This is a genomic window from Sphingomonas sp. PvP055 (assembly GCF_040546365.1).
In the GTDB taxonomy this organism is placed as follows: domain Bacteria; phylum Pseudomonadota; class Alphaproteobacteria; order Sphingomonadales; family Sphingomonadaceae; genus Sphingomonas; species Sphingomonas echinoides_A.
In genome coordinates this window covers 789,966-815,062 of record NZ_JBEPNS010000001.1, presented here as the reverse complement: position 1 = coordinate 815,062, position 25,097 = coordinate 789,966, and the positions used below count along the sequence as shown (strand labels likewise).

At 65.3% G+C, this 25,097-nt stretch carries 24 protein-coding genes and 1 pseudogene; 7 read left to right on the top strand and 18 right to left on the bottom strand.

Annotated features, from left to right (window positions below):
• Positions 1–12: 12 nt before the first annotated feature.
• Entirely contained in the window at positions 13–309 is a 297-nt protein-coding gene (locus ABIC16_RS04090; protein WP_354290126.1) for a VOC family protein, read from the top strand.
• A gap of 158 nt (positions 310–467) precedes the next feature.
• Here the strand turns inward: ABIC16_RS04090 and ABIC16_RS04085 are convergent, their stop codons facing one another.
• Complete coding sequence (locus tag ABIC16_RS04085; RefSeq protein WP_354290125.1) at positions 468–812, bottom strand: SecDF P1 head subdomain-containing protein; 345 nt, start codon at positions 810–812, stop codon at positions 468–470.
• Positions 813–1,539: 727 nt separating this feature from the next.
• Here ABIC16_RS04085 and ABIC16_RS04080 point away from each other — a divergent pair.
• On the top strand, positions 1,540–2,829 hold the full coding sequence (locus ABIC16_RS04080; protein WP_354290124.1) for an adenylosuccinate synthase: 1,290 nt from the start codon (positions 1,540–1,542) through the stop codon (positions 2,827–2,829).
• A gap of 61 nt (positions 2,830–2,890) precedes the next feature.
• On the opposite strand, the gene ABIC16_RS04075 is transcribed toward ABIC16_RS04080, so the two are convergent.
• Together ABIC16_RS04075 and aroC are read right to left on the bottom strand one after the other, a co-directional pair.
• Entirely contained in the window at positions 2,891–3,223 is a 333-nt protein-coding gene (locus ABIC16_RS04075; RefSeq protein WP_354290123.1) for a hypothetical protein, read from the bottom strand.
• Between the two features lie 110 nt (positions 3,224–3,333).
• The gene (gene aroC, locus ABIC16_RS04070) at positions 3,334–4,413 is read right to left on the bottom strand and encodes a chorismate synthase (protein WP_354290122.1); all 1,080 of its coding nucleotides are present in this window, start codon (positions 4,411–4,413) and stop codon (positions 3,334–3,336) included.
• 197 nt (positions 4,414–4,610) lie between these two features.
• Here aroC and ABIC16_RS04065 point away from each other — a divergent pair, with 197 nt between their 5' ends.
• Positions 4,611–4,946, top strand: a complete 336-nt coding sequence (locus tag ABIC16_RS04065) for a hypothetical protein (protein WP_354290121.1) — start codon at positions 4,611–4,613, stop codon at positions 4,944–4,946.
• A gap of 103 nt (positions 4,947–5,049) precedes the next feature.
• On the opposite strand, the gene ABIC16_RS04060 is transcribed toward ABIC16_RS04065, so the two are convergent.
• The 8 genes and pseudogenes from ABIC16_RS04060 to ku all read right to left on the bottom strand — a co-directional run bounded on the left by ABIC16_RS04060 (position 5,050) and on the right by ku (position 15,417).
• A complete protein-coding gene (locus ABIC16_RS04060; RefSeq protein WP_354290120.1) occupies positions 5,050–5,409 on the bottom strand; it encodes a VOC family protein in 360 nt (119 codons plus the stop codon).
• Positions 5,409–6,200 carry an enoyl-ACP reductase FabI gene (gene fabI / locus ABIC16_RS04055; RefSeq protein WP_277971301.1) on the bottom strand — a complete coding sequence of 264 codons (792 nt, stop codon included), beginning with the start codon at positions 6,198–6,200 and terminating at the stop codon, positions 5,409–5,411. The genes ABIC16_RS04060 and fabI overlap by 1 nt, the downstream gene beginning before the upstream one ends.
• Before the next feature lie 8 nt (positions 6,201–6,208).
• Complete coding sequence (locus ABIC16_RS04050; protein WP_354290119.1) at positions 6,209–7,168, bottom strand: YihY/virulence factor BrkB family protein; 960 nt, start codon at positions 7,166–7,168, stop codon at positions 6,209–6,211.
• Positions 7,169–7,174: 6 nt separating this feature from the next.
• A pseudogene (locus tag ABIC16_RS04045) lies at positions 7,175–8,114 on the bottom strand (DnaJ C-terminal domain-containing protein).
• A 73-nt stretch (positions 8,115–8,187) separates the two neighbouring features.
• Positions 8,188–9,078 carry a transglutaminase family protein gene (locus ABIC16_RS04040; RefSeq protein WP_354290118.1) on the bottom strand — a complete coding sequence of 297 codons (891 nt, stop codon included), beginning with the start codon at positions 9,076–9,078 and terminating at the stop codon, positions 8,188–8,190.
• 160 nt (positions 9,079–9,238) lie between these two features.
• Positions 9,239–11,719, bottom strand: coding sequence for a circularly permuted type 2 ATP-grasp protein (locus ABIC16_RS04035; RefSeq protein ID WP_354290117.1), 2,481 nt, complete (start codon positions 11,717–11,719; stop codon positions 9,239–9,241).
• A gap of 173 nt (positions 11,720–11,892) precedes the next feature.
• On the bottom strand, positions 11,893–14,430 hold the full coding sequence (gene ligD, locus ABIC16_RS04030) for a DNA ligase D (protein WP_354290116.1): 2,538 nt from the start codon (positions 14,428–14,430) through the stop codon (positions 11,893–11,895).
• Between the two features lie 123 nt (positions 14,431–14,553).
• A complete protein-coding gene (gene ku / locus ABIC16_RS04025; RefSeq protein ID WP_354290115.1) occupies positions 14,554–15,417 on the bottom strand; it encodes a non-homologous end joining protein Ku in 864 nt (287 codons plus the stop codon).
• 129 nt (positions 15,418–15,546) lie between these two features.
• Here ku and pdxH point away from each other — a divergent pair, with 129 nt between their 5' ends.
• From pdxH to ABIC16_RS04005, 4 genes are read left to right on the top strand one after another with little or no spacing between them, the layout of a single operon-like run.
• On the top strand, positions 15,547–16,128 hold the full coding sequence (gene pdxH, locus ABIC16_RS04020) for a pyridoxamine 5'-phosphate oxidase (RefSeq protein WP_354290114.1): 582 nt from the start codon (positions 15,547–15,549) through the stop codon (positions 16,126–16,128).
• Complete coding sequence (locus ABIC16_RS04015) at positions 16,125–17,069, top strand: cation diffusion facilitator family transporter (protein ID WP_277970943.1); 945 nt, start codon at positions 16,125–16,127, stop codon at positions 17,067–17,069. The genes pdxH and ABIC16_RS04015 overlap by 4 nt, the downstream gene beginning before the upstream one ends.
• Positions 17,066–17,896 (top strand): PhzF family phenazine biosynthesis protein, encoded by an 831-nt coding sequence (locus ABIC16_RS04010; RefSeq protein WP_354290113.1) that lies wholly within the window; start codon positions 17,066–17,068, stop codon positions 17,894–17,896. Before ABIC16_RS04015 ends, ABIC16_RS04010 begins: the two co-directional genes overlap by 4 nt.
• 54 nt (positions 17,897–17,950) lie before the next feature.
• Positions 17,951–18,715, top strand: a complete 765-nt coding sequence (locus ABIC16_RS04005; protein ID WP_354290112.1) for a metallophosphoesterase — start codon at positions 17,951–17,953, stop codon at positions 18,713–18,715.
• 49 nt (positions 18,716–18,764) lie between these two features.
• Here ABIC16_RS04005 and galU read toward each other — a convergent pair whose 3' ends face one another.
• The 7 genes from galU to sufB all read right to left on the bottom strand — a co-directional run bounded on the left by galU (position 18,765) and on the right by sufB (position 25,069).
• Entirely contained in the window at positions 18,765–19,634 is an 870-nt protein-coding gene (gene galU, locus ABIC16_RS04000) for a UTP--glucose-1-phosphate uridylyltransferase GalU (protein WP_277970940.1), read from the bottom strand.
• Positions 19,635–19,734: 100 nt separating this feature from the next.
• Positions 19,735–20,088, bottom strand: coding sequence for a HesB/IscA family protein (locus ABIC16_RS03995; protein ID WP_277970939.1), 354 nt, complete (start codon positions 20,086–20,088; stop codon positions 19,735–19,737).
• The gene (locus ABIC16_RS03990) at positions 20,088–20,546 is read right to left on the bottom strand and encodes an SUF system Fe-S cluster assembly protein (RefSeq protein ID WP_010162122.1); all 459 of its coding nucleotides are present in this window, start codon (positions 20,544–20,546) and stop codon (positions 20,088–20,090) included. The genes ABIC16_RS03995 and ABIC16_RS03990 overlap by 1 nt, the downstream gene beginning before the upstream one ends.
• Before the next feature lie 9 nt (positions 20,547–20,555).
• On the bottom strand, positions 20,556–21,776 hold the full coding sequence (locus tag ABIC16_RS03985; protein WP_354290111.1) for a cysteine desulfurase: 1,221 nt from the start codon (positions 21,774–21,776) through the stop codon (positions 20,556–20,558).
• 124 nt (positions 21,777–21,900) lie between these two features.
• Complete coding sequence (locus tag ABIC16_RS03980) at positions 21,901–22,650, bottom strand: SufD family Fe-S cluster assembly protein (RefSeq protein WP_354290110.1); 750 nt, start codon at positions 22,648–22,650, stop codon at positions 21,901–21,903.
• Between the two features lie 133 nt (positions 22,651–22,783).
• Complete coding sequence (gene sufC, locus ABIC16_RS03975) at positions 22,784–23,527, bottom strand: Fe-S cluster assembly ATPase SufC (protein ID WP_354292259.1); 744 nt, start codon at positions 23,525–23,527, stop codon at positions 22,784–22,786.
• 57 nt (positions 23,528–23,584) lie between these two features.
• Positions 23,585–25,069, bottom strand: coding sequence for a Fe-S cluster assembly protein SufB (gene sufB, locus ABIC16_RS03970; protein WP_131530406.1), 1,485 nt, complete (start codon positions 25,067–25,069; stop codon positions 23,585–23,587).
• Between the last annotated feature and the right edge of the window lie 28 nt (positions 25,070–25,097).

The window sequence follows — 25,097 nt, the reverse complement described above, 5'->3', positions numbered from 1 at the left end:
AAAGGTGCTTCCATGCCGGACTTTACTTTCCTGCTTCTGCACGTCCAGGACCATGCGGCCAGCGCCGCGCTCTATCACGCGTTGCTTGGCATCCCCATCGTCCAGCAGAAAGCAGATATCGCGATCCTGCCCCTCCGCGACGGCGTCATGCTGGGCCTTTGGTCGCGTGCGACGGTGGAGCCGGAAAGCACGGGTCAGACGGGTGCGAGCGAGATCGCCTTTGCCGTCGCCGATGTCGCCACGGTGGAAGCAATGCATGCCGACTGGAGCCGCCGGGGCCTTTCCATCGTCCAGACCCCACACCGATGAGCTTCGGCACCACCTTCGTCGCGCTTGATCTTGACGGTCACCGGCTGCGCGTTTTCGCGCCCCCTCAAGCATGATCGATCGTTCCGGGTGGCTACATTTCACGCTGGTCACCCGGCCAATGCCTATCCGACTGCGAGGACCGCGTATTTCGGATGCCGTTAACACGGCCCCAGCGCCTCCTTCGCGGCATCCTCCAACACTCCAATCTCGGGGCCGGTGAGATAAAACAAACCTTCCGTGATCGGCACGTTCATCCGCGGTCGCGAGATGAGCTCCCCTCCCAGACGAACCGCCATAGGCGACCCTAAGTGGCGGCGCGTTATGGTCGCGTAGGCCTTGGCGGCAGCAGGCTTCAGCATGATTGACAGATGCCCGTCGTTACCGTCCCAGTTCTCAGCCTCGGGCCTGCCCTCTTGTCGATCAACGCGCGCGTCGCGCACCGTTTCGTGACACAGGTGCAACGGCCCGATCCACACCCCGGATCGCAACGCGACGGTCGCCATCGCGAACCCCTGCTCCGCCCTCGACAGGCCAGCGTCGGCTGCCAGAAGGGCTGCCCGGATCGACGTTCGCGAACATTTTGCCCTGCGCCCCGGGGGTCGATCGATCAACAAGTCCCCCTTCGGACGGCTCCAGATTTCGTACAGGCTTCGCTCAACTTGCGAATAGCGTCGCGCGCGCTGTGCATAATCGTCGTCCGCAGAATCGTGTAAACGGAGCTCCAGACAATTGTCGACGAATGCAAGCTGTCGATCGGCGCCTTGTAATGCAGCTATGACGTTGGAAGGCGCTTCTTCCGAGAGCAGTGTAGAGTCCGGAGGCTCGGCAAGTATTGACACTACAAAAACCCATGGAAAGACCATCACTCCCCCCTTTGGTCGTACGGTCATCTGCTGTTCGTCTGCTCGCGCACAGCGACTTGCTGTCCAATGCCAGACTATTGGATCGCGAACCAGCCACGTCCGCGCCAACCCCCTGTCCTTCATCCCCAAACCTGCCACCCTCCGCGCGCTCTTTCCCCCGGTCGACCCAGCCCCCGCTGTCGCCTCAGCCGACACCAGGCCGCCCGAAACCGCCCCAGCGACAAAAGACAACGCGTTTACCCCTAACTTCCCCCCTAACCTTCCGCGCGCACGCCACCCGCCGCCAAAGGCCGCTTTACGGATGGACCCCCCGCCCCGCCCGCATTAGGGCTGCACGCTTTGTCACAGACGATGTGTGGAACAGGCCGTGGGAAACGTAGCAGTAATCGGCGCCCAGTGGGGCGATGAGGGCAAGGGCAAGATCGTCGACTGGCTCGCCGAGCGCGCCGATGTCGTCGTGCGCTTTCAGGGCGGGCACAATGCCGGCCATACGCTCGTCGTGGGCGAGAGCGTCTACAAGCTGTCGCTGCTCCCCTCGGGGATCGTGCGCGGCACGCCGTCGGTCATCGGCAATGGCGTGGTGCTCGATCCGTGGGCGCTCAAGGCCGAGGTCGAGAAGCTCCGCGGCCAGGGCGTGACGATCACGCCGGACACGCTGATGCTCGCGGACACCTGCGCGCTGATCCTGCCGTTCCACCGCGATCTCGACGCGCTGCGCGAGGATGCGAGCGGTGCTGGCAAGATCGGCACCACCCGACGCGGGATCGGCCCCGCCTATGAGGACAAGGTCGGCCGCCGCGCGATCCGCGTGTGCGACCTCGCGCATCTCGACTCGCTCGATGCGCAACTCGACCGCCTGACCGCGCATCACGACGCGCTCCGCGCCGGGTTCGGCGAGCCGCCGATCGACCGCGACGCGTTGGTGCAGGAGCTCCGCGAGATCGCCGATTTCGTGCTGTCCTTCGCCAAGCCGACGTGGCGCGTGCTCAACGACGCCAAGGCGCGCGGCAAGCGGATCCTGTTCGAGGGTGCGCAGGGCGTGCTGCTCGACGTCGACCACGGCACCTATCCGTTCGTCACCTCGTCGAACACCATCTCGGGCACCGCGGCGGGCGGTTCGGGCCTCGGGCCGAGCGCGGTCGGCTTCGTGCTGGGGATCGCCAAGGCGTATACCACGCGCGTCGGTTCGGGCCCGTTCCCGACCGAGCTCGAGGACGCGACCGGCGAGCAGCTCGGGATGCGCGGGCATGAATTCGGCACCGTCACCGGGCGCAAGCGCCGCTGCGGCTGGTTCGATTCGGTGCTGGTGCGGCAATCGGCGGCGGTCGGTGGCATCACCGGGATCGCGCTGACCAAGATCGACGTGCTCGACGGGTTCGACGAGGTGAAGATCTGCACCGGCTACAAATTGCGCGGCGAGACGCTCGATTACTTCCCCGCGCATGCCGCCGATCAGGCCGAGGTCGAGCCGGTCTATGAAAGCATGCCCGGCTGGCAGGAGACCACCGCGGGCGCACGCAGCTGGGCCGATCTGCCCGCACAGGCGATCAAGTACATCCGCCGGATCGAGGAACTGATCAAATGCCCGGTCGCGCTGGTCTCGACCAGCCCCGAGCGCGAAGACACGATCCTGGTCCGCGATCCCTTCTCCGACTGACACGAAAAAGGCCCCGGTCGCTTGCGCGATCGGGGCCTTCTCCGAGCTTACCGAAGCAAGATTACATCGGGCGCTTTTTGGTGCGCTTCGACTTGGTGGTGGTCGTCGTGTCCGTCGATGTACCGGTCGTCATAGCCGAGTCGGTCGACGTCGCTGGGTCAGCGGTGGTCGGCGCCATCGGCGTGGCTGGCTGCATCGACGGGTCTGCCGGTGCACCGGTCGGCGCGCCAGGCATGGTCGAAGGTGCGCCGGGGCTGCCGGGCATCGAACCGGGTGCGCCTGGCATCGAACCCGGCGCGCCGGGCTGTGCGCCGCCTGGGGCTGGTGCCATCTGCGACACGGCTGCGGTGGAAAGTCCGAGAGCGGCAATTGCTGCCAAAGTTGCGATACGCATGGGTCTGGTCCTCTTCTGTGACGTGACCTTCGAATGGGTCGGGGTACAAACGACCCTAGTCGGCTTTAGTCGCTCTCTCCGTCTCCGATTTCGACCTACTTGTCGGTTTATTAACCAATTCCCCCGCCACACTGCGCGCGGTGGAGCAGTTTCTGGTCGGCCAGCACCAACGCCACCATCGCTTCGACCACGGGAACACCACGGATCCCGACACACGGGTCATGACGCCCCCTGGTGGCGATCTCGGCGGCTTCTCCGGTGGGGGAGATCGTCGCAACCGGCGTCAGGATCGAACTGGTCGGCTTGAATGCGACCCGCAGCGTCACCGGCTGGCCCGTCGCGATCCCGCCCGCAATGCCGCCCGCGTGATTGGCGAGGAATTCGGGACCGTCCGCGCCGGGGCGCATCGGATCGGCATTGTCCTCGCCACGTAGCGTCGCCGCGCCGAAGCCATCTCCGATCTCGACGCCTTTGACCGCGTTGATCCCCATGCACGCCGCCGCCAGTTCGGCGTCGAGCTTGGCATAAAGCGGCGCGCCCCAGCCGGCGGGGACACCCGTGGCAGCGCAAGCGACGACCGCGCCGAGCGACGAGCCCGACTTGCGCGCTGCATCGACCAGCGTCTCCCACCTTGCCGCCGCCTGTGCATCGGGGCAGAAGAACGGGTTGCGGCCGATCTCGGCAACGTCGAAATTGGCCGGGTCGATCGCATCGCCGCCGATCGCCTCGACCCAGGCGGTGATCGTCACTTCTGGGATCACGCACCGCGCGACCGCACCCGCCGCCACACGCGAAGCGGTCTCGCGCGCCGAGGAGCGCCCGCCGCCGCGATAATCGCGGAAGCCGTATTTGGCGTCATAGGCGTAGTCGGCATGGCCGGGCCGATACGCCTTGGCCACCTCGGAATAATCCTTCGATCGCTGGTCGACATTTTCGATCATCAGGCTGATCGGCGTGCCGGTGGTGCGCCCCTCGAACACGCCCGAGAGGATGCGGACCTGATCGGGCTCCTGCCGCTGCGTGGTGAAGCGCGAGGTGCCCGGGCGGCGCTGGTCGAGCCACGGCTGGATGTCGGTTTCGCTGAGCGGGATGCCCGGCGGGCACCCATCGACCACCGCCCCGATCGCGGGACCGTGGGATTCCCCCCAAGTTGTGAAGCGGAAGACGTGGCCAAAGGTGTTGAAGCTCATGCAGTCCCTGTCATCCGCCTGTGCGCGCGGGTCAAGCCTATGGGCTTTGTCGGCGCTGTGTCCGATTGGCGATTGGTTCGGGTGAACGGACGCCTTTGGCGGAAAGCAGTCGTTCCTTGTTGCAACGAAGTCGAATCTGACGGATCATCACGCCACGACAGGCCGCTGGTGCTTGTGGTGCAGGAAAGAACCAATCTATGAAGATTTTTATAGGCTTGGCGGCAGTGTTGACGGCGGTCTCAGCTTCGGCGCAGACTACGGTTTCCGGCACGGGTATGAACTCGCCCAATTACAGCAGCTATGTGCCTGGCCTGACTAATAGAGGCGGTATTGTGGAAACGCCGACGATGCAGGCTGAAAAGCTTAAACGGGCGATTGCGCTGCGAACCGAAGTGAGCGCTTTGGTAAAAAGTGATGGCGGCAAGCTTAGCCCTGGGCACGAAGCGTATGTGCGTCGGAAGGCCTGCCAGATCCTTGGGAAACAAAGCGCCACGATAGGAACGCTCGTTCCGCCGAGACACTGCAGCATTTAGCTCGCGGTCGACACACGAAAGGGATTTCCGCGCGTGGGCGTTCTCAGAGCGCCCGCTACGGCCAGCCCGACATACGATAAAGACAAACCCGCACAATCGCAGCTCAATCCAGCTGGATCAGCTCTAACCGGTTGCCGAACGGATCCTCGGTAAAGAACCGTGTGCGCCCGGGAATCGGCACGTCCTCGCCGATCGGGCACCCCGCGTCCCCCAAGCGCCCCCGCAACGTGGCAAGATCGTCGGTCGTCAGCGCGACATGCGCCTTGCGCGCCGGGTGAAAGTCCGCGTCCGCACCAAGATGCAACTGGTGCAGCCCGAGATCGTACCAACACCCGCTCCGCCCCGTCAGACTCGCGGGGCGGTCGAGTTCGCGCAAGCCAAGCAGCGCGCCGTAAAAGGCACGTGCTTCGGTCTCGCTCCCCGGCGGGATGGCGATCTGCACGTGATCCAGCGCGAACGCCATTACGCCAGCGCGATGTCCGGCGCGTCCTCTGCCTTCATCCCGATCACGTGATAGCCTGCGTCGACATGATGCGTCTCGCCCGTTACACCGCTGGCGAGGTCGCTGAGCAGATACAGCCCCGCCCCGCCGACGTCCTCGATCGTGACGTTGCGCTTGAGCGGCGAGTTGAGCTCGTTCCACTTGAGGATCAGGCGGAAGTCGCCGATGCCCGAAGCAGCCAAGGTCTTGATCGGCCCGGCCGAAATCGCATTGACGCGGATGTTGTCGCGTCCGAGATCGACCGCCAGATACTGCACGCTTGTCTCAAGCGCGGCCTTGGCGACGCCCATGACGTTGTAATGCGGGATGACCTTTTCGGCGCCATAATAGCTCAGCGTGAGCAACGATCCACCGTTCGGCATCATCGCCGCTGCGCGCTTGCACACCGCGACGAACGAATAGACCGAGATGTTCATCGTCATCAGGAAATTGTCGAGGCTGGTGTCGACATAGCCGCCGCGCAGCTCGTTCTTGTCGGAAAAGCCGATCGCGTGGACGACGAAATCGATCGTCGGCCATTCCTTCGCAAGATCCTCGAAGGTGGCGTCGAGCGCGGCCATGTCGGACACGTCGCAATCGAACAGGCGGGCCACGCCGAGCTGCTCGGCGAGCGGTCGCACGCGCTTCTCCATCGCCTCGCCCTGATAACTGAAGGCCAGCTCCGCCCCGGCTTCGCTCAATTTCTTGGCAATCCCCCAGGCGAGCGAGCGATCATTGGCCAAGCCCATGATCAACCCGCGCTTGCCCGCCATCAATTCCATCACGCCGTTACCGCCTCCTGTTGGTCTGATATGCTCTCTACCCCGTGTTGAGCGGGTTCCGCCAGTGCCGCATTGAGATGCGCCCCGAACACGATCCCCAGCCCGACCAGAAAGAAGAACAACAGCGCCACGATCACGCCCGCAAGGCTGCCATAGGTCAGATCGTAACTGCCAAGCTGCGACAGGACGAGCGGAAGCAACGCGGTGATGCTGACCCACCAGACGGTGGTAAACAACGCGCCCGGCCATTTCGGGCATTTGCTGAGCCGGTATTTGGACGGCGTAACTGACAGGAACAGCATGTATAAAGCGCCGAACATGACCACGCCCGGCACTGCGCGCGACAATCCAACCCAGCCCGCGATATCCTCCGCGAACGGCAGCAGCGCATAGATGAACCGCTCCGCCGCCGTCAGCACGCCCTGGACGAGGAACGACAGCAACGCGAGCACGACCGAAGCGATGATCACCAGCATCGAGCTGATCCGGTAATGCCAGAACGGCTTGCTCGACTTGACGCCATAAGCCCGCCGGAAGATGTCGCGAATCGTCTCGACGAAGCTCCCGACCGACCACAAGGCGACGAGCGCGCCGATCCACAGCAGCGATCCCGTCCGCGCGAGCAACACGTCGTGGATCGGTTTTTCGAGCAGTTCGGCGACGTTTCGCGGGAGTACGTGGAGGAACGACGCCACCGCACGCTGCGTCTCGGCACTCTGTCCGATCAGCGAGGCAATCGCCGCGGCCAGGATGAAGAATGGAAAAACGGTCAGCAGCGCCAGATAAGCAAGATTACCCGCGTGGATGAACCCATCGGTAAAAACGCCGATCAGCGCGCGCTTGGTGATTTCCCAGGCGCGGGCGGGAAGGCTGGCGGGCGTCGCGGACGGCTCGGTACAATTGCCGGTGCTGCCACGCAGCGCACGCTCTTCGGGGGATTCGGGGGAAACGTCACTCATTCGGGCTTAGACGCCCATGTCACCCCGGGGGTTCCCTAAGTCACGGTCTTTCCAGCCTTGCACGAACTCGATCAGCGCATCGTCGTTGACCGGAAGATCGACCATCAACGTCACGAGTTGATCCCCGCGCGTACCATCCTTGCGGTGGAATCCGCGCCCGCGCAGCCGCAGGACCTTGCCCGACGACGCGCCCTTGGGCACCGTCAGCATCACCGCGCCCTCGACCGTCGGCACGCGCACGCTCGCACCCAGCACTGCTTCGGACAGGCTGATCGGAAGGTCGAGCAACACATTGTCGCCATCGCGCTCGAAGAAGCGATGCGGCTCGATCCCGATGGTGACGATCCCGTCGCCATTGCCCCCCGGCCCGGGCTGGCCCTTGCCCGCAAGTCGCATCTGCGCGCCCGCTTTCGAGTCCCGCGGGAAGCTTGAGGTCGATCGTCTTGCCGTCCGCGAGCGTGATCCGCTGCGGCTTGGCGGCAGCGGCATCGGAGAAGGGGACGTCGAGCTTATAGAGCACGTTCGCGCCCTTGGGCTGTTCGCGGCCCCGCCCGAACCCGCCGAACCCGCCGGAAAAGCCGCCGCCACGTCCGCCGCCGGAGAACATGCCCTCGAAGATATCGCTGAGGTCGGGTCCGTCCGCCTGGAAGCCCTGCCCGCCGGGACCAGGGCGGAACCCGCCGCCACCGCCGGCTTGGCCACCGAAGCCAAACGGTGACGCAGGATTACCCTCGCCATCGATCTCGCCCCGGTCGAAGCGCGCGCGCTTGTCCTTGTCGTTCAGGATATCATAGGCTTGCGTCACCTTGCCGAAGCGGTCGCTGGCCTTGGGATTATCCTTGTTGCGATCCGGATGGAGTTCCTTGGCAAGCTTGCGATACGCCTTCTTGATGTCCGCTTCGCTGGCGGTGCGTTCGACGCCCAATGTCGTGTACGGATCGGCCACTTCTATCCCCGGTGTTGGTCTTTCCCCATAGTTGGGGAGTCAGTACGCCCAGCGCAAATACTGGGCGCAAATCTCAGGCGACCGTCTCTAGCACAGGTGCGACGTCGACGCTGACATCCATCTTCTGCGCGCTCGACCCGAGCACGACCCCGTCGATCGGCGCGATCTCGCCGTAATCGCGCCCGATCGCCATCACGATATGGTCGCCCGCCATCCAGATCCCGTTGGTCGGATCGACCCCGACCCAGCCGAGCTCCGGCCCGCACCACAGCAGCACCCAGGCGTGCGTCGCATCCGCCCCGACGAGCCGCGCCTGTCCAGGCGGCGGGATCGTGCGGATATAGCCGGAGGCATAGGCCGCGGGCAGCCCGGCGGCACGCAGGCCGGTGATCATGATCTGCGCAAAATCCTGGCAGACGCCGCCACGCTTGAGGAACGCCTCGTGCGGGGGCGTGTCGACCAGCGTCGCATGCGGATCGAACGCGAAGTCGTTCTGGATCCGCTGCGCCAGCGCGATCGCGGCGTCGAGCGCGGGTCGATCCGGGTCGAGATCGAGCGCGCAATAGTCCGCAATGTCACGATCGAGCGGAATCAGCGGCGACGGGAACAGATAGCTCGCGGGCCCCGCCGGGGACGGATCGCGACTCGCGCGCGCTGCGATCGCGATATCGTGGAGGCGTGGCGATCCGTCCGACGGCATCGGCACCGGCCGATCGATGTCGATCCGCGAGATGCTCTCGATCACGAGATGGCGGACGGGTTCATCGACCACCAGCCGCACGACATTGGCGAGCCCCGCCTCCGCGCGCGCCGGAGACACGCGCCCGGCGGGAGAGATGCGCAGGTCATAGTCGAGCAACTGCTGCCCCGACCAGTGGATCGGCTTGAGCCGCAGGTTGCACCGCGCGAACTTGACGTTGCCGCCATAATCGAAGCGCGTGACGTGGCGGATGTCGTAGATCATTGCATCGCCTTTCCCGGGACGGACGATGCCTCAGCGAATACCGAATTGTTCCCCTGCGAAAGCAGGAGCCTAGGAGTCCCAGACACGATCCACCGTTGGTTTGCGCAACCCTGGGTTCCTGCCTTCGCAGGAACACAGACGGTGGATCGAAATTGTAGGCTCACGCCAACACCATCCCCGCCGCGCGCAACGGCTCCGCGCCTTGTAGGAAATACCGCCGCGCGATCGCCTCAGACAATTGGAACAGCCGCCGCTCGACATCGCCGAGGATATCCGCATCCAGCGCCGCCGCAGTCGCGGTCGACACGATAGCGTTGAGCACGGTGCCCTGCGCCTGCTGCGGCTCCTCCATCCCGTCGTCCTCGAGCACGGGCAACTCCTTCAGATGCTCACAGATCCGCACGATCTGATAGGCCAGCGAGCGCGGGTTGTTCGGGTCGAGCGCGACCAGGTCGACCACCGGAACCCGCGCCATCCCGGTCAGATAGCGCTGGCGATAACTGATCTGGCTGTCGGCGAGGTCGAGCAGCGTCGACAGATCGTCGGTCGACGCTCGCGCCAGACCGAACGCGCGCACGGCGCGCGTCATCGTCGTCGCGCGCTCCAGCCGTCGGCCGAGATCATGAAACCGCCACGACGCGGTCCGCCCCATATGCTCCGCCGACAACCCCGACAAAGCCGCATAGCGCCGCTGGAGCGACCCCGCGCGGTCTAGCATCCCGCCCCGGCTGGGGAAGGGCGCGTCGAGCAAGCGGATCACGTCCGCCGCCAGCCGGTCGCGCGATCCCTGCCCGATTCCGCGCGCGAGCCGGTTGATCGTCCGCACGCTGTGCCAGTCGCTGTCCTCGAGCGCGGTGCGCGCGAGGGCGGCGAGATCCGCGCGGCGCAAGCTCGCCGGATGCGGCGCCCCGCCACCATTGACGACGAGCCCGACGAGCTTGCCGACCGTCTCCGCCGCGAGCGCCGCGCCCGCATCGGCATCGATCGAATTGCCCAGCATCACGCGGATGACGCCAAGCAACGCCTCGCCGCGCTCGAGATACCGCCCGAGCCAGAAGAAATTGTCCGCGACCCGGCTGGGCAACGTCCCCGGGTTGCGACGAACGTGAATCGTGTCGGCAGGCTGGAGCAGCGACACCGGCGCGACCGATTCCCCGCTGCCATGGACGACGACATCGGCGGACCACGTCCCCTGCCCCATCACCGACGCGCGGGGATCAGGATGCTCGCCAATCCGCGCAAACCCGCCGGGGAGCACGGTCCAGCGGCCATCGCCCCCGCGTGCGGCGAAGACGCGCAGCGTGAACGGGCGCGCCGCGAGCCCCGTGTCGGTCACCACCGGCATGGTCGAGAGGCGGACGATCTCCTGCCCGACATAGTCCTGCGGACGGCGTTCCAGATCGGCGAGCAACGCCGCGCGCGCCTCCCCCGTGATTTCAGTCCCGGGCCGCGCGACCCCGTCGGGCAAGCCCAACGGCGCGACCCCGAAGGCGGGGCCGATCAGCATCGTGTCGAGTTCCTCGATCACGCTGGCGCGCGCGGCATCCTGCCCGCACCACCAGGTCGCGATATTGGGGAGGATCAGGTCACGCCCCGTCTCGCGCGCCGCGATCCGCGGCAGGAACGCGCCGAATGCGGGCGATTCGAGCACGCCTGCGCCCGGTGCATTGGCAATCACGAGATTCCCCGCCGCCACCGCGTCGATCAGCCCCGCGACTCCGATCCGCGAATGCGAATCGAACGCGAGCGGATCGAGCAGCCGCGGGTCGATCCGGTGCCACAAGGCATCCACCCGCTTGAGCCCGCCGATCGTGCGGACATAAAGCTTGTCCTCGAGCGCGGCGAGATCCGGCCCCTCGACGAGCAGGAATCCGAGATAGCGCGCGAGATGCGCCTGTTCGGCATAGCTTGCGCTATACCGCCCCGGCGTCAGCAACCCGATCCGCGGCTCGACCCGGCGACATGCCGCCGCTAGCCCGTCGCGGAACGCCGCGAAGAACGGCGCGTGGCGCTCGACGTTGAGCCGCGCCTGCAATCCGCCGAGCGTCCGCGCGATCGCCAGCCGGTTCTCGAGCGCATAGCCCGCCCCCGCCGGCGCACGCAGATGATCCGCGAGCACGCGCCATTCCCCAGTCGGTCCGCGCCCGAGGTCGATCGCGACGAAATGCAGATGATGCCCCCCCGGCGGCACCAGCCCCGCCATCGGGCGCAGGAAATGCGGCGACCCGCCGACCAGCGCCGCCGGAAGCAGCCCGCGCGTGACCAGCGTCGCGTCGCCGTACAGATCCGCGATGATGGTTTCGAGCAAGTCGGCGCGCTGGACGATCCCCGCCTCGATATGCCGCCATTCGTCGCTGTCGATCAGCAGCGGGACGGGCGAGAGCGGCCACGGCCGTTCCTCGCTTTCTCCGATGATGCGGAAGCCGGTGCCGATGTCCTCGGCATGCCGCTGCACCCGGTCGCGCGCAGTGGCGAGGTCGTCGCCTGCGCCCGCCGCGAGTTCCTCGAACATCGCCGCCCAGGCGGGATCGGGCTGCGCGCCGAGCACGTCGCCCGCGCCGGCGCGTGCGCGATACTCCGCGATCCAGCGCGCGGCGTGGGTTCCGGCGTCGAGTAAGGAGGGGGAGGGAGAGGTCGCCATCAGTTCATCCGGCCTTGAGCAAGACATGCCCGAACGCAAGCGAGCGCTCCGCTGCCCGGCGCGGTGCGCCTGCCGACGCGTGGGAACGGCAAATGGATGGCGTGACGATCACTCGGGCCCCTTTGATCCCCGAAGGACTTGGCCACAAGTCCCTCGCATGCGCAACATCACAATCAAAGATCGGGCAGAACTTGATCGGCAACGCCCCATCCCGCCAATCCAGGCGACGCGGCGCGAGCAAGGAGCGCGTCCGCATCGCCAACGCTCCAGCGGTTCGCAGCCTCGATGTCGCGGAGTTCGGTCCACGACACCGGTGCCGCGACCGGCGCCCCGGCGCGGGCGCGCGCAACATAGGGCAGCACTGCGGTTGCGCCCCGCTGGTTACGCAGCCAGTCGATGAAGATCCGCCCTTTCCGCTTCGCCTTGGACATGGTCGCAACGAACCGTTCGGGCTCGGCCTCGCCCAGCGCACGCGCGAAACGATCCGCGAAGTCCTTGACCGCAGGCCATTCCGCATGCGGGGTGAGCGGCACGACGACGTGAACGCCCTTGCCGCCCGACAGCATCGCGAAACTCACCAGACCGAGTTCGGCGAGATGCTCCTTCAGATCCTCCGCCGCCTTCTTGACCACGTCGAACCCGAGGTCCTCGTCCGGGTCGAGATCGAACACCAGCCGGTCGGGCTGCTCGAGCGTCGCGACAGACGATCCCCAGCCATGGAATTCGATCGTCCCCATCTGGACGCAGGCAACCAGCCCATCGGCGTCGTCGACATAGAGGTAGTCTTCGGTCGACCCGTCTTTTTCGGGAATCGGCACCTTGTGCACGACATCGCCCTTGAAGCTCCCGGCGTCATGCTTCTGGAAGAAGCATTGTTTTGCGCGCCCCTGTGGACAGCGGACGAGGCTGATCGGCCGGTTGCCCGCAAACGGGAGCATGATTCCGGCGACCTTGGCGTAATAGTCCGCGAGCTGCCCCTTGGTGACGTTCGATTCGGGGAAGATCACGCGGTCGCGGTTGCTGACCTTGACGTTGGTCTTGGGGACTTCGCCAGTTTCGACGGGGGTTTCGACGGGCTTTTCCGCGACGACTTCGGACGCCTTCTTGTCTTCGCGCAGCCCCAGGAAGCTGGAATGGCGCAGCACGCCGTCGGGCGTCGTCTCGGCGAAGGCGACCTCGGCAACGAGCTTGGGGGTGACCCAGTGCGCGCCCTTCACCGCCGCGCGCGGAGCCTCGACCGTCGGCGTCTTGCGCTCGATCTTCTCCAACCGCTCGCGCAGGTCCAGCATCGTCGCGGTGTCGAAACCCGTGCCGACCTTGCCCGCATAGACCATCCCGTCCGGACCGTTGACGCCGAGCAACAGCGACGCAAACCCGCGTGACTTCGCGCTCGGGGTCCAGCCGACGATGACGAATTCCTGCCGCCGGGTGCATTTGATCTTGAGCCACGCCTGCGTCCGCTTGCCGCGATACGGCGCATCGGCGCGCTTGGAGACGACACCTTCATACCCCTCGCGGCACATCGTCTCGAACAGCGCCTCGCCCTGCCCGACGACATGTTCCGAATAGTGCACGCGCGCGTTTTTGCCATCGATCAGCGGCTGGAGCCGATCCTTGCGCGCGCTGTTGGCGAGCCCGGTCAGGTCCTCGCCGTCTACGCTGAGGAGGTCGAACGCGAAGAAGGTCATGTCCCCGCCCGACGCGATCGCGTTCTTGAGCGTCGAGAAATCGGGGCGTCCGTCCTTGAACGCGACGATCTCGCCGTCGAACAGCGCGGTGTCGACCGGGAGCTTCGCCACTGCGTCGGCAATCGCCTGGAACTTGTCGGTCCAATCGAGGCCCGAGCGGGTAAAGACCTTCGCCTTGCCTTTGGCGACCGCGATCAGCGCGCGATAGCCGTCGTACTTCACCTCGTGGAGCCACTGGTTCCCGGTCGGCACCGAGTCGACCAAGGTGCAAAGCTGCGGCTCCTGGAACGTCAATTCCTCCCCGGAACGGGGAGGGGAACCGCCAGCCTTCTTCAGGCTGGTGGTGGAGGGGTTGGAAGGCGAGCGCTTCGCCTGTTTCGAAACCCCTCCACCATCTGCTGAAGAAGCAGATGGTCCCCCTCCCCGTGCCGGGGAGGGTTTGGTTGGCTTCTTCCCCTCCGCAATTTCCACCATGGTCCTACCGGTAGAAACACTCGTCAGCCCGATCTCGACCAGCACATCGGTTCCGCCAGCCTCCGCATCGCCGACCTTTCGCAGCAGCCAGTTCTCGCCCTTCTCCTTGCCGCGCGGTTTCAGCCGGATCAGCATCCACTCGCCCTTCATCCGCTCGCCATCGAGGACGAAGTGGAGATGGCCGTGCTCGAGGTCCTTCGCGCTCTTGCCCGCGATCGGCGACCAGGTGCCGCTGTCCCACAGCATCACCGTGCCCCCGCCATATTCGCCCTTGGGAATCGTCCCCTCGAACTCGGCATAGGACATCGGATGATCCTCGGTCCGCACCGCAAGCCTTTTCTGGTCGGGATCGATGCTCGGCCCGCGCGTCACCGCCCAGCTCTTGAGCACGCCGTCGACTTCGATCCGGAAGTCCCAGTGGAGCCGGCTGGCGTCATGCTTCTGCACGATGAAACGATTGCCATGCCCCGGCGCAAGCGTCCCCGCAGGCTCCGCGGTCTTCGCGAAGTCCCGCTTGGAATTGTATTTCTCGAGCGGATCGAGCGCCATTTCTACTCCCCTCCCGGGAAGGGAGGGGTTGGGGGTGGGTCGCTCCGAAACGGGCGACCGGCTCCACCGCGGGCCAACCCACCCCCAGCCCCCTCCCTTCCAGGGAGGGGAGAAACAACCGCTTTACGCACGCTTCTTCGCCGGCGTCCGCTTGGCCGGCGCCTTCTTCGCCGCCGGCTTGTCCTCCGCCTTCGCCCCGCTCGCTCCCATCGACTTCTTCAGCGCCGCCATAAGATCGACCACGTTCGATCCCTTGGCGGGCGCATCCCCGCCCTTGTCCTCGATGATCTTGCCGCCCTTCGACTTGCGCTTGCGCTCGATCAGATCGCGGAGCGCATCGACATAGCGGTCGTGGAAATCCTGCGGATGGAACGCCCCGCTCTTCTTCTCGATCAGCGCCTCGGCCAGATCCATCAGGTCAGCGTCGGGCTCGTCGTCGGGAATATCGCGGAAATACCCCTGCGCCTTGTTGACCTCGTCGGCGTAGCGCAGCGTCTCGAGCACCATCCCGCGCCCGCACGGCTTCAAGCTGACGACATACTCCCGCCCGCGCATCGCAAGCTGCCCAAGCCCGACTTTCTTGGTCCGCCTGAGCGCCTCGCGCAGCACGATGAACGCTTCCTCCGCAAGATCATCGGCGGGCACCACGAAATACGGCTTCTCATAATACAGCACGTCGATCTCACTCGCATCGACGAACTGCGTCAGCTCGAGCGTCTTCTTCGATTCGAGCTTTACTGCGTCGATCTCGTCCTGCTCGAGCAGGACGTACGAGCCCTTCTCATATTCGAACCCCTTCATGATCTCATCGGTGTCGACCGGGCCGACCCCGGTGACGACCTTGTCATAATGGATCGGCTTGCCGCTCGGCTCGTGGATCTGCTTGAAGCTGACTTGCGCGCCCGATTTGGTCGCGCTGTAGATTTCGACCGGAATCGACACCAGCGCGAGCCGGATCTGTCCCTGCCAATAGGCCCGTGCCGCCATCGTCCGCGCTCCGTCGTTGCGAATGCGATTCAATCCCCGGACGGGGTAGATGTTCCGCATTCGGGTCATGTCCCGTTCTCGCAACACGCCAAGGGTGACGCACCGCCCGCGCCGCGTTACAGATCCGCGATGGCCGACACTCCCTTTACGCTGTTCGATGCTTGGTATGCCGAAGCGCGCGCGAGCGAACCGAACGATTCGAATGCGATGGCGCTTTCCACTGCTGATTCCACCGGGCGCCCGTCGTCGCGGATGGTGCTGCTCAAGGGCCACGGCCCCGACGGCTTCGTCTTCTACACCAACCGCGAAAGCCGCAAGGCGCGCGCGATCGCGGAGAATCCGCAGGTTGCGCTGCTCTTCCACTGGAAGTCGCTGCGCCGCCAGATCCGCATCGAAGGCGCGCTGGCACCCGTCAGCGACGCCGAATCCGACGCCTATTTCGCCACCCGTGGACGCGACTCGCAACTCGGTGCGTGGGCGAGCGAGCAATCGCGCCCGCTCGACACGCGCGACACGTTCGAGGCGGCCTTCACCCGCATGACTGAGCGGTTCGCCGGCAGCGACGTTCCGCGCCCGCCGCATTGGGGCGGATACCGCGTCGTCCCCGAACGGATCGAGTTCTGGCAGGATCGCGCACACCGGCTTCACGAACGCCGCCTGTTCACACCGGACGCCGACGGCAACTGGTCGGAAGGATTGCTCTACCCATGACCGAGGAACAGCGTCTCGCGATCCCGCATACGGTGCGCGCCGCGCTCGCCAGCGTGGCGATGGCGTGCGGGCTGATCGCGCTCAAGACCTACGCCGCCTGGACGACCGGGTCGGTCGCGATGCTCGGCAGCCTCGCGGATTCGGGGCTCGACCTGCTGGCGAGCTGCGTCACGCTGTACGGCGTGCGGCTGGCGGCACAGCCCGCCGACCACGACCATCGCTTCGGGCACGGCAAGGCCGAAGCGCTTGCCGCTTTGTTCCAGGTCATGCTGATCACCGCCTCCGCCGCCGGGATCGGGTGGCGCGCGGTGCTCGCCTTCGGGAGCAGCGAGCCGACCAAGGGCGCCGAGTTCGGCATCGGCGTGTCGATCATCGCGATCCTCGCGACGCTGGTGCTGCTTGCGTATCAACGCGCCGTCATCCGCCAGACCGGATCGGTCGCGATCGTCGCGGACAACGTCCATTACCAGTCGGACGTGCTGCTCAACGGCTCGGTCATCATCGCGCTCGTGCTCGACCAGTATCTCGGCTGGCGGAGCGCCGACCCGATCTTCGGGATCGTGATCGCGCTGTGGCTGGCGTACGGCGCGTTCCGCGCCTCGTCCAACGCGATCGACCAGCTGATGGACAAGGAATGGCCCGAGGACATGCGCCGCGACTTCATCGAGGTCGCTGCGCGCCAGCCCGGCATCAAGGGCATCCACGATTTCCGCACGCGGCATTCGGGCGCGCATGACTTCGCGCAATTCCACATGGAAGTCGCGCGCGACATGACCGTCGCTCAGGCACACCATGTCGTCGAGGGCGTCGAAGTCGCGCTGCGCCGCGCCTTCCCCAAGGTCGAGGTGCTGATTCACCTCGATCCCGAAGGGCATGTCGATACCGACAATCCGCTGGTCGAGGCGGACGTCACCCCCCACTGGTTCGGAAAACGGGTATGAAGCTCCCCATCGCGCAGATCGACGCGTTCGCGACCAAGCCGTTCGAGGGCAACCCCGCCGCCGTCATGCCGCTGACCGAGTGGCTCGACGACGCGGTCCTTCAGGCGATCGCCGCCGAGAACAACCTCAGCGAAACCGCGTTCCTCGTTCCCGACACGACCGGCGCGAGCGAATTCGAACTGCGCTGGTTCACCCCGACGTCGGAGGTCGTGCTGTGTGGCCACGCGACGCTGGCGAGCGGGCATCACGTGCTGACCAGCGACTCGGCGCTGACGACGGTGCGCTTCCGCACCCGCAAGGCGGGAATCCTGTCGGTGACGCGGGCGGGCGACGGCTATGAACTCGCGCTCCCCGCCTGGGCGGCCGACCCGAGCCCGCTGCCGCATATCGTCGCCGCGCTTGGCCTGACCACGGCGGTCGAGACGCTGTGGCACCCGAACCGCTATGCGTTGATCGTCCTCGAAAACGCCGCGCAGATCCGCGCGCTCGATCCCGACTTCCGCGCGCTCGGCCGTCCGTCCCCAGCGGACCCGGTGGTTTCGGGGAGCGCCGAACCCGACGTGCTGACGATCGTCACCGCCCCCGGCGACGACACCGACGTCATCAGCCGAGTCTTCGCCCCCGGTGCTGGGATCGACGAGGACCCGGTGACCGGATCGGCGCACGCGGTGATGACCCCTTATTGGACGAAACGGCTGGGCCGCGACCGGTTCACCGCCTATCAAGCAAGCGCGCGCGGCGGGCATCTGACGTGTCGGCTCGATGGCGACCGGGTCGTTCTCGGCGGCCAGTGCGTGACGGTGCTGGAGGGCGTCTTCTTCCTCTAGCGCGATACCGCGACGGGCACGTCGTCCCGTCCGATCCGCGACAGAAAGCCGACCGTGCGATTGTTTCGAAACCTCTTCAAGACCGAGCGCACCCCGCCGACGACGCCGCCCGACAGCCGCATTTATGCGATCGGGGACGTGCACGGACGGCTCGATCTGCTGCTGGATCTGGTGGACGAGATCCAAGCCGATCGCCGCGCCCGCCCGTGCGCGACCGAGCGCATCGTCTTCCTCGGCGACCTGATCGATCGCGGCCCGCATTCCTGTGGCGTCCTGCAGCTACTCTCGCGTAACCGCGCCAATCTGCCCGATCCGGTCTTCCTGATGGGCAATCACGAGGAAATGCTGCTGCGCGTCCTCGGCGCGGACGAGGACAGCATCTTCGACTGGCTGAGCTTCGGCGGGTATGAGTTCGCCGAAAGCTACGGCGTCGAGGTCGCTGCGTTCGCCACCTGTGATGCGGCGACCGTCGCGCGCATGATCCGCGCGGTGGTGCCGGAACGCGATCTCGCGTTCATCGCAAGCTTCGCGGACTCGTTTCGCTTCGGGGATTATCTGTTTGTTCACGCCGGGATCAAGCCGGGCGTCGCGCTGGAAGACCAGAAGGCCGCCGACATGCGCTGGATTCGCGAGACGTTCCTGGACAGCACGGTCCAGCACCCCGCCTTCGTCATCCATGGCCACACGATCAGCCAGACACCCGACGAACGCCCGAACCGGATCGGGATCGACACGGGCGCCTATGCGAGCGGCCTGTTGACCGCAATCTGTCTTGAGGGAACCGAGCACCGCTACATCACCGCGAAGCGCCCCGCCTGAAGCCGCACGGGCAGCGTCGGCGAAGGCGCCGCGCTGCCCGCGAAGGGTCTTACTTCAGCAAGTCGACCGCGAACACGCGGACCGTCTCGGCGATCTCGGGCCGGGTCAGCGCGACCGCGAGGTTCGCGGTCATGTAGCCCGCCTTGTCGCCGCAATCGTAGCGCTTGCCCTGGAAGGTCAGCCCGTGGAACGGCTGGTCGCCGATCATCCGTGCCATCGCGTCGGTCAGCTGGATCTCGCCGCCGGCACCCTTGCCCTGCGTCTCCAGGATCCGCATCACCTCGGGCTGGAGAATGTAACGCCCGATCACCGCGAGGTTCGACGGCGACGTGCCCGCTGCGGGCTTCTCGACCAGACCCTTGACCTCGGTCAGCGCGCCATCGCGCGCGCCCGGCGTGATGACGCCGTACATGTGCGTCATGTCGTCGGCGACTTCCTGCGCGCAGATAATGTTGCCACCGGTCTGCTCATAGGCCGCGACCATCTGCTTGAGGCAGCCCGGCTCGCCGACCATGAAATCGTCCGCGAGCAGCACCGCGAACGGCTCGTCACCGACGATGTCGCGCGCGCACCACACCGCATGGCCAAGGCCCATCGGCTCCTGCTGACGGACATAGGCGACTGCGCCCGGCGCAAGCCGGGTCTGCTCGAGGAGCTTGAGCGACTTGCCACGCGCGGACATCGTCGCTTCGAGCTCATAGGCAATGTCGAAATGGTCCTCGATCGCGGACTTGCCGCGGCCGGTGACGAAGATCATCTGCTCGATGCCGGCTTCGATCGCTTCGTCGACCGCATATTGGATCAACGGACGATCGACGACGGGGAGCATTTCCTTGGGGACCGCCTTGGTCGCCGGAAGGAACCGAGTTCCCAGGCCACCAACCGGGAAAACAGCCTTGCGCAGGGGTTTAATGGCCATCGAGAGATTCCTTCACGATCTTATGACGTCGCAAAGGCGTTACCGCGCTGCAGCACGGATTTAAAGGGCATTAACCAAGACAAAGCACCAATCGAGCTGCTTATACGGTAAAACTTTCGCCACACCCGCACGCGCCCTTGGCATTCGGGTTGTTGAACACGAACCCGGCGGTGAAGTCGTCCTCGACCCAATTCATCGTCGAACCAATCAGATACAGGATCGAACCACCGTCGACGAACAGCGTCCCGCCCGCCGTATCGATCCGCTCGTCGAACGGTTTCGCCTCGCTGACGTAATCGACCGAATAGGCGAGGCCCGAGCACCCGCGCTTGGGCGTCGACAGCTTGACGCCGATCGCCTCCGCCGGGGCGCGCTGCATCAATTCCGCGATCCGCGCCTCGGCCGACGGCGTCAGGTTGAGCGCGGCAGGCCGCGGGCGGGCGATCGTCGCCATTACAGCATCCCCAGTTCGAGTTTCGCGTCGTCCGACATCTTGGCGGGATCCCATGGTGGATCCCAGACGAGGTTGACCTCGGCCGAACCGACCCCGGGGACCGACCCGACGCGAAGCTCGACCTCGCCCGGCATCGACTCCGCGACCGGGCAATGCGGCGTGGTCAGCGTCATCATCACGACGGCATGGCCCGCCTCGGTCACTTCAACGCCGTAGATCAGGCCCAGGTCATAGATGTTGACCGGGATTTCCGGGTCGTAAATGTCCTTGAGCGCTTCGATCACGCCTTCGTACACCGCGCCGCCGGGCGCACCCGCAGCATCGGCCTGCGGCTTTTGCGTGAGAAAGCCTTCGAGATAGTCGCGCTTGCGCTCGAACGTCTCGGTTGCGGCTTCGACGCGGGCGCGCGGGGGCTGCTCGACGCCCGTCACCTCTTCGATCTCGATCCGGTCACTCATGTGAAAGTCCTACCCAAAAATTCGCGTCACGCGCTCGATCCCGCGGACCAGCGCCTCGACGTCTGCGGCGGTGTTATAGACACCGAAGCTCGCTCTAGCCGTCGCATCGACACCGAGCGATGCCATCAGCGGCTGTGCGCAGTGATGGCCGGCGCGAACCGCCACTTTCGCTTCGTCCAAGATGGTGCCGATGTCGTGCGGATGCACCCCCTGAATCGAAAAGCTAACGATTCCAGCGGAATCCTCAGGCCCGAACAGCGTCAGCGAGTTGATCTGCGACAAGGCCTCGCGCGTCATTGTGACGAGCGCAGTTTCGTGCGCGTGGATCTTGTCGAGCCCGATCGATTCGACATAATCGATCGCGGCATGAAGCCCGAGCGCGCCGACGATATGCGGCGTTCCTGCCTCGAACCGGCCCGGGGGCGGCGCGTAGGTGGTGCGTTCGAAGCTGACGCTGTCGATCATCGACCCGCCACCCTGATACGGCGGCATCGCCTCGAGCAGTTCGGGCCGCGCCCACAGCACGCCGATCCCGGTCGGGCCGTACAGCTTGTGCGCGGAGAAAACGAAGAAATCGCAATCGAGCGCGGCCATGTCGACCGTCATCCGCGGCACCGACTGGCACCCGTCGAGCAGGATCTTCGCGCCGACCGAATGCGCGATCTCCGCCGCACGCTTGCCGTCGAGCACCGAGCCGAGCACGTTCGAGACATGCGCCAGCGCGACGAGCTTGTGCTGCGGCGTGATCATCGCCGCCATCGCATCGAGGTCGATCCGGTGGTCCGCGGTCAGCGGGAGCACGTCGATATGCGCGCCGACACGCTCGGCGACCATCTGCCACGGCACGATATTGCTGTGATGCTCGAGCTGCGACAACAGGATACGGTCGCCCGCCTTGAGCTGCGTCCCCGCCCAGCTGTGCGCGACGAGGTTGATCCCCTCGGTCGCGCCACGGACGAAGACGATCTCGTCCGCGCTGCCCGCACCCAGGAAGCTCGCGACTTTGCGGCGCGCGGCTTCATAGGCGAGCGTCATGTCGGCGGAACGCTGGTACACGCCGCGATGCACAGTCGCGTAGGATGTGTCGTAGGCGCGCGTGATCGCGTCGATCACCGGCTGCGGCTTCTGCGCCGTGGCGGCGGTATCGAGATACGCCCAGCCGGTTGGGATGGCGGGGAAATCCGCGACATGGTCCAGCGCGGCGGTTGTCGATGCGGTCATCACGTTCATCTCCTCCCCTCCCTGGAAGGGAGGGGGCGGGGGTGGGTCGGCATGAGGGGAGAACGCGGCCCGTACAACGGACCAACCCACCCCCGGCCCCTCCCTTGCAGGGAGGGGAGCAGATCACGCGCGCTCACAACATCCGCTCCAACGCCGCCTGCGCCGCCGCCTCGACCCGCGCGCGCTCGGCCGGATCGTCGATCCCGTCGAACACCGACCCAATAAACGCGCCGAGCAGCATCACCTTGGCCTGCGCCGGTGCAATCCCGCGCGACGCAAGATAGAACAGCGCATTCGCATCCAGCTCGCCCACGGTCGCGCCATGCGCGCACTTCACATCGTCGGCATAGATCTCGAGCTCTGGCTTCGCATTCGCGGTCGCGGTGCGGCTGAGGAGCATCGCCTTGACGCTCTGCGACGCATCGGTCTTCTGCGCATGCCGCGCGACCGCGACCTTGCCGAGATACGACCCCGTCGCGCGCCCGCCGAGCACCGAGCGCACCACCTGGTTGGAAGTCGCGTTGGGCTCGATATGGTTGAGCGTGGTGACGATCTCGAGCGTCTGCTCCCCCGTCCCCAGCATCGCGCCGCCAAGCTCGAAATGCGCGCCCGAGTGACACGTCACGTCGATCGCAACGCGCCCGAAACTGCCGCCGGTGTTGAGCACATGAAACGTCGCAGTCGCGCCTTCGCGCAGGATCACGCGGTAATCGCGGATCGCGACGGTGTCGGTCGCGGCGTCCTGCACGATGACGCGCGCGATCGATGTGCCTGCGGGCACGTCGATCACTTCGGTCTGGACGGGCCAGACCGACGCGACCGCCTCGAGGTTGCTATAATGCCACGTCTCATCGCGGCGGGTCGGAACTGCCAAAACGGTCATCTCCCCTCCCCTTCAGGGGAGGGGCAGGGGGTGGGGGAAGCCTCGCAGAGAGTACCATCGGAATGCAGTGCACTGCACTGCCCCACCCCAACCCCTCCCCCGAGGGGGAGGGGCTTGCTGTTGCGCGCGCCGCTCACGCAACCACCCCGGCATAGCCTTCGCGCTCCAGCTCCGCCGCGAGTTCCGGCCCGCCCGAACGAATGATCCGCCCAGCCGACAAAACATGCACGAAATCGGGTGCAACATAGCTCAAAAGCCGCTCGTAATGGGTGATAAGGATCACCGTTTTGTCGCTTTTCCGCATGATTCGGTTGATGCCTTCACCAACAATCCGCAGCGCATCGATGTCGAGCCCGCTATCGGTCTCGTCGAGAATCGCGAGCTTGGGATCGACGATCCCCATCTGCACCATCTCGTTGCGCTTCTTCTCGCCGCCGGAAAAACCAACGTTTACCGGGCGCTTGAGCATCTCCTGATCCATGCTGAGCAAATCCGCCTGCGCACGCGCGAGCTTCAGAAATTCCGCGCCCGACAAAGGCTTCTCGTCCCGCCCCTTACGCTGCGCGTTGAGCGCCTCGCGCAGGAACTGGACGTTGGAAACGCCGGGAATTTCAACCGGATACTGAAAACCCAGGAACAGCCCCGCAGCAGCGCGCTCATGCGGTTCCATCTCGAGCAGATTCTGTCCGTCAAATTCGACGCTGCCGGACGTAACCTCATACCCCGGCCGCCCGCCAAGCACATAGCCAAGCGTCGACTTACCCGCGCCGTTCGGGCCCATGATTGCATGGACCTCGCCCGCATTTACCTGCAGGCTCAAGCCCTTGAGGATTTCCTTGCCATCGATTTCGGCGTGGAGGTCGGTGATTTTAAGCATCTGTCTTCCGCAAATTCGTATCAATATTTCCAGCGTCACGCCGGTGTGTGGCGAAGTTCACCCCACCGAGCCTTCGAGCGAGATCCCGAGCAATTTCTGCGCTTCAACCGCAAATTCCATCGGCAGCTGCTGCAGCACCTCCTTGGCGAACCCGTTGACAATCAACGCAACCGCGCTCTCCGAATCGAGCCCGCGCTGCATCGCGTAGAACATCTGGTCGTCGGAAATCTTCGAGGTCGTCGCCTCATGCTCGATCTGCGCCGACGGGTTGCGCACCTCGATATACGGCACGGTATGCGCGCCGCACTGGTCGCCCAGCAGCAGCGAATCACACTGCGTAAAGTTACGAACACCCTCCGCACCCGGCGCGACCCGCACTAAGCCACGGTAAGTATTGTCCGACCGCCCAGCTGAGATCCCCTTCGACACGATCGTCGAGCGCGATCCCTTGCCGTTGTGGATCATCTTGGTGCCGGTATCCGCCTGCTGGCGGTTGTTGGTGACCGCGACCGAGTAGAATTCGCCGACCGAATTCTCGCCGTTGAGCACGCACGACGGATATTTCCACGTGATCGCGCTGCCGGTCTCGACCTGCGTCCACGACACCTTCGAGTTTTTACCCTGACACAGCGCGCGCTTGGTGACGAAATTGTAGATCCCGCCCTTGCCGTTCTCGTCGCCCGGATACCAGTTCTGGACGGTCGAATATTTGATCTCGGCATCGTCGAGGGCAACCAGCTCGACCACCGCGGCGTGAAGCTGGTTCTCATCGCGCATCGGGGCGGTGCAGCCCTCGAGATACGAGACGTACGAACCCTTGTCGGCGACGATCAGCGTGCGCTCGAACTGGCCGGTGTTCTCGGCGTTGATGCGGAAATAGGTCGACAGCTCCATCGGGCAGCGGACGCCTTCGGGAATGTAGACGAAGGTCCCGTCGCTGAACACCGCGGCATTGAGCGTAGCGAAGTAATTGTCGGTCATCGGCACGACGCGCCCGAGCCACTTGCGGACGAGCTCGGGATATTCCTTGATCGCTTCCGAAATGCTGCGGAAGATGACGCCAGCAGCCTCGAGCTCCTTGCGGAACGTCGTCGCGACCGAGACCGAGTCGAACACCGCGTCCACGGCGACGCGGCGCTTGGGCTGGCCGTCCTCGCCAAGCTCCTCGACGCCCGCGAGCATTTTCTGCTCGGCGATCGGGATGCCGAGCTTCTCATAGACGCGCAGGATCTCGGGATCAACCTCGTCGAGCGAGCCGAGCTTTGGTTTCGGCTTGGGCTCGGCGTAGTAGAACGCGTCCTGATAATCGATCGGTTCGAGATTGAGCTTCGCCCAATCAGGCGATTCCAGCGTCTGCCACAGGCGAAACGCCTTGAGCCGCCAGTCGAGCATCCACTGCGGCTCGCCCTTCTTGGCGGAGATGAACCGGACGGTGTCTTCGCTCAGCCCCTTGGGCGCGAAGTCCTGTTCGATATCGGAGTGGAAGCCCCACTCATAGGTCTTGTTGACGGCCTCATAGGCCTGCGCATTCTTGGTAGCCATCATGCAATCCCTGCCGCGTGGCGGCGTT

Coding starts and splice junctions, on each gene's coding strand:
- ABIC16_RS04090 (WP_354290126.1), top strand. CDS start 13: ATGCCGGACTTTACTTTCCTGCTTCTGCACGTCCAGGACCATGCGGCC.
- ABIC16_RS04085 (WP_354290125.1), bottom strand. CDS start 812: ATGGCGACCGTCGCGTTGCGATCCGGGGTGTGGATCGGGCCGTTGCAC.
- ABIC16_RS04075 (WP_354290123.1), bottom strand. CDS start 3,223: ATGCGTATCGCAACTTTGGCAGCAATTGCCGCTCTCGGACTTTCCACC.
- aroC (WP_354290122.1), bottom strand. CDS start 4,413: ATGAGCTTCAACACCTTTGGCCACGTCTTCCGCTTCACAACTTGGGGG.
- ABIC16_RS04065 (WP_354290121.1), top strand. CDS start 4,611: ATGAAGATTTTTATAGGCTTGGCGGCAGTGTTGACGGCGGTCTCAGCT.
- ABIC16_RS04060 (WP_354290120.1), bottom strand. CDS start 5,409: ATGGCGTTCGCGCTGGATCACGTGCAGATCGCCATCCCGCCGGGGAGC.
- fabI (WP_277971301.1), bottom strand. CDS start 6,200: ATGGCGGGCAAGCGCGGGTTGATCATGGGCTTGGCCAATGATCGCTCG.
- ABIC16_RS04050 (WP_354290119.1), bottom strand. CDS start 7,168: ATGAGTGACGTTTCCCCCGAATCCCCCGAAGAGCGTGCGCTGCGTGGC.
- ABIC16_RS04040 (WP_354290118.1), bottom strand. CDS start 9,078: ATGATCTACGACATCCGCCACGTCACGCGCTTCGATTATGGCGGCAAC.
- ABIC16_RS04035 (WP_354290117.1), bottom strand. CDS start 11,719: ATGGCGACCTCTCCCTCCCCCTCCTTACTCGACGCCGGAACCCACGCC.
- ligD (WP_354290116.1), bottom strand. CDS start 14,430: ATGGCGCTCGATCCGCTCGAGAAATACAATTCCAAGCGGGACTTCGCG.
- ku (WP_354290115.1), bottom strand. CDS start 15,417: ATGGCGGCACGGGCCTATTGGCAGGGACAGATCCGGCTCGCGCTGGTG.
- pdxH (WP_354290114.1), top strand. CDS start 15,547: ATGGCCGACACTCCCTTTACGCTGTTCGATGCTTGGTATGCCGAAGCG.
- ABIC16_RS04015 (WP_277970943.1), top strand. CDS start 16,125: ATGACCGAGGAACAGCGTCTCGCGATCCCGCATACGGTGCGCGCCGCG.
- ABIC16_RS04010 (WP_354290113.1), top strand. CDS start 17,066: ATGAAGCTCCCCATCGCGCAGATCGACGCGTTCGCGACCAAGCCGTTC.
- galU (WP_277970940.1), bottom strand. CDS start 19,634: ATGGCCATTAAACCCCTGCGCAAGGCTGTTTTCCCGGTTGGTGGCCTG.
- ABIC16_RS03995 (WP_277970939.1), bottom strand. CDS start 20,088: ATGGCGACGATCGCCCGCCCGCGGCCTGCCGCGCTCAACCTGACGCCG.
- ABIC16_RS03990 (WP_010162122.1), bottom strand. CDS start 20,546: ATGAGTGACCGGATCGAGATCGAAGAGGTGACGGGCGTCGAGCAGCCC.
- ABIC16_RS03985 (WP_354290111.1), bottom strand. CDS start 21,776: ATGAACGTGATGACCGCATCGACAACCGCCGCGCTGGACCATGTCGCG.
- ABIC16_RS03980 (WP_354290110.1), bottom strand. CDS start 22,650: ATGACCGTTTTGGCAGTTCCGACCCGCCGCGATGAGACGTGGCATTAT.
- sufC (WP_354292259.1), bottom strand. CDS start 23,527: ATGCTTAAAATCACCGACCTCCACGCCGAAATCGATGGCAAGGAAATC.
- sufB (WP_131530406.1), bottom strand. CDS start 25,069: ATGGCTACCAAGAATGCGCAGGCCTATGAGGCCGTCAACAAGACCTAT.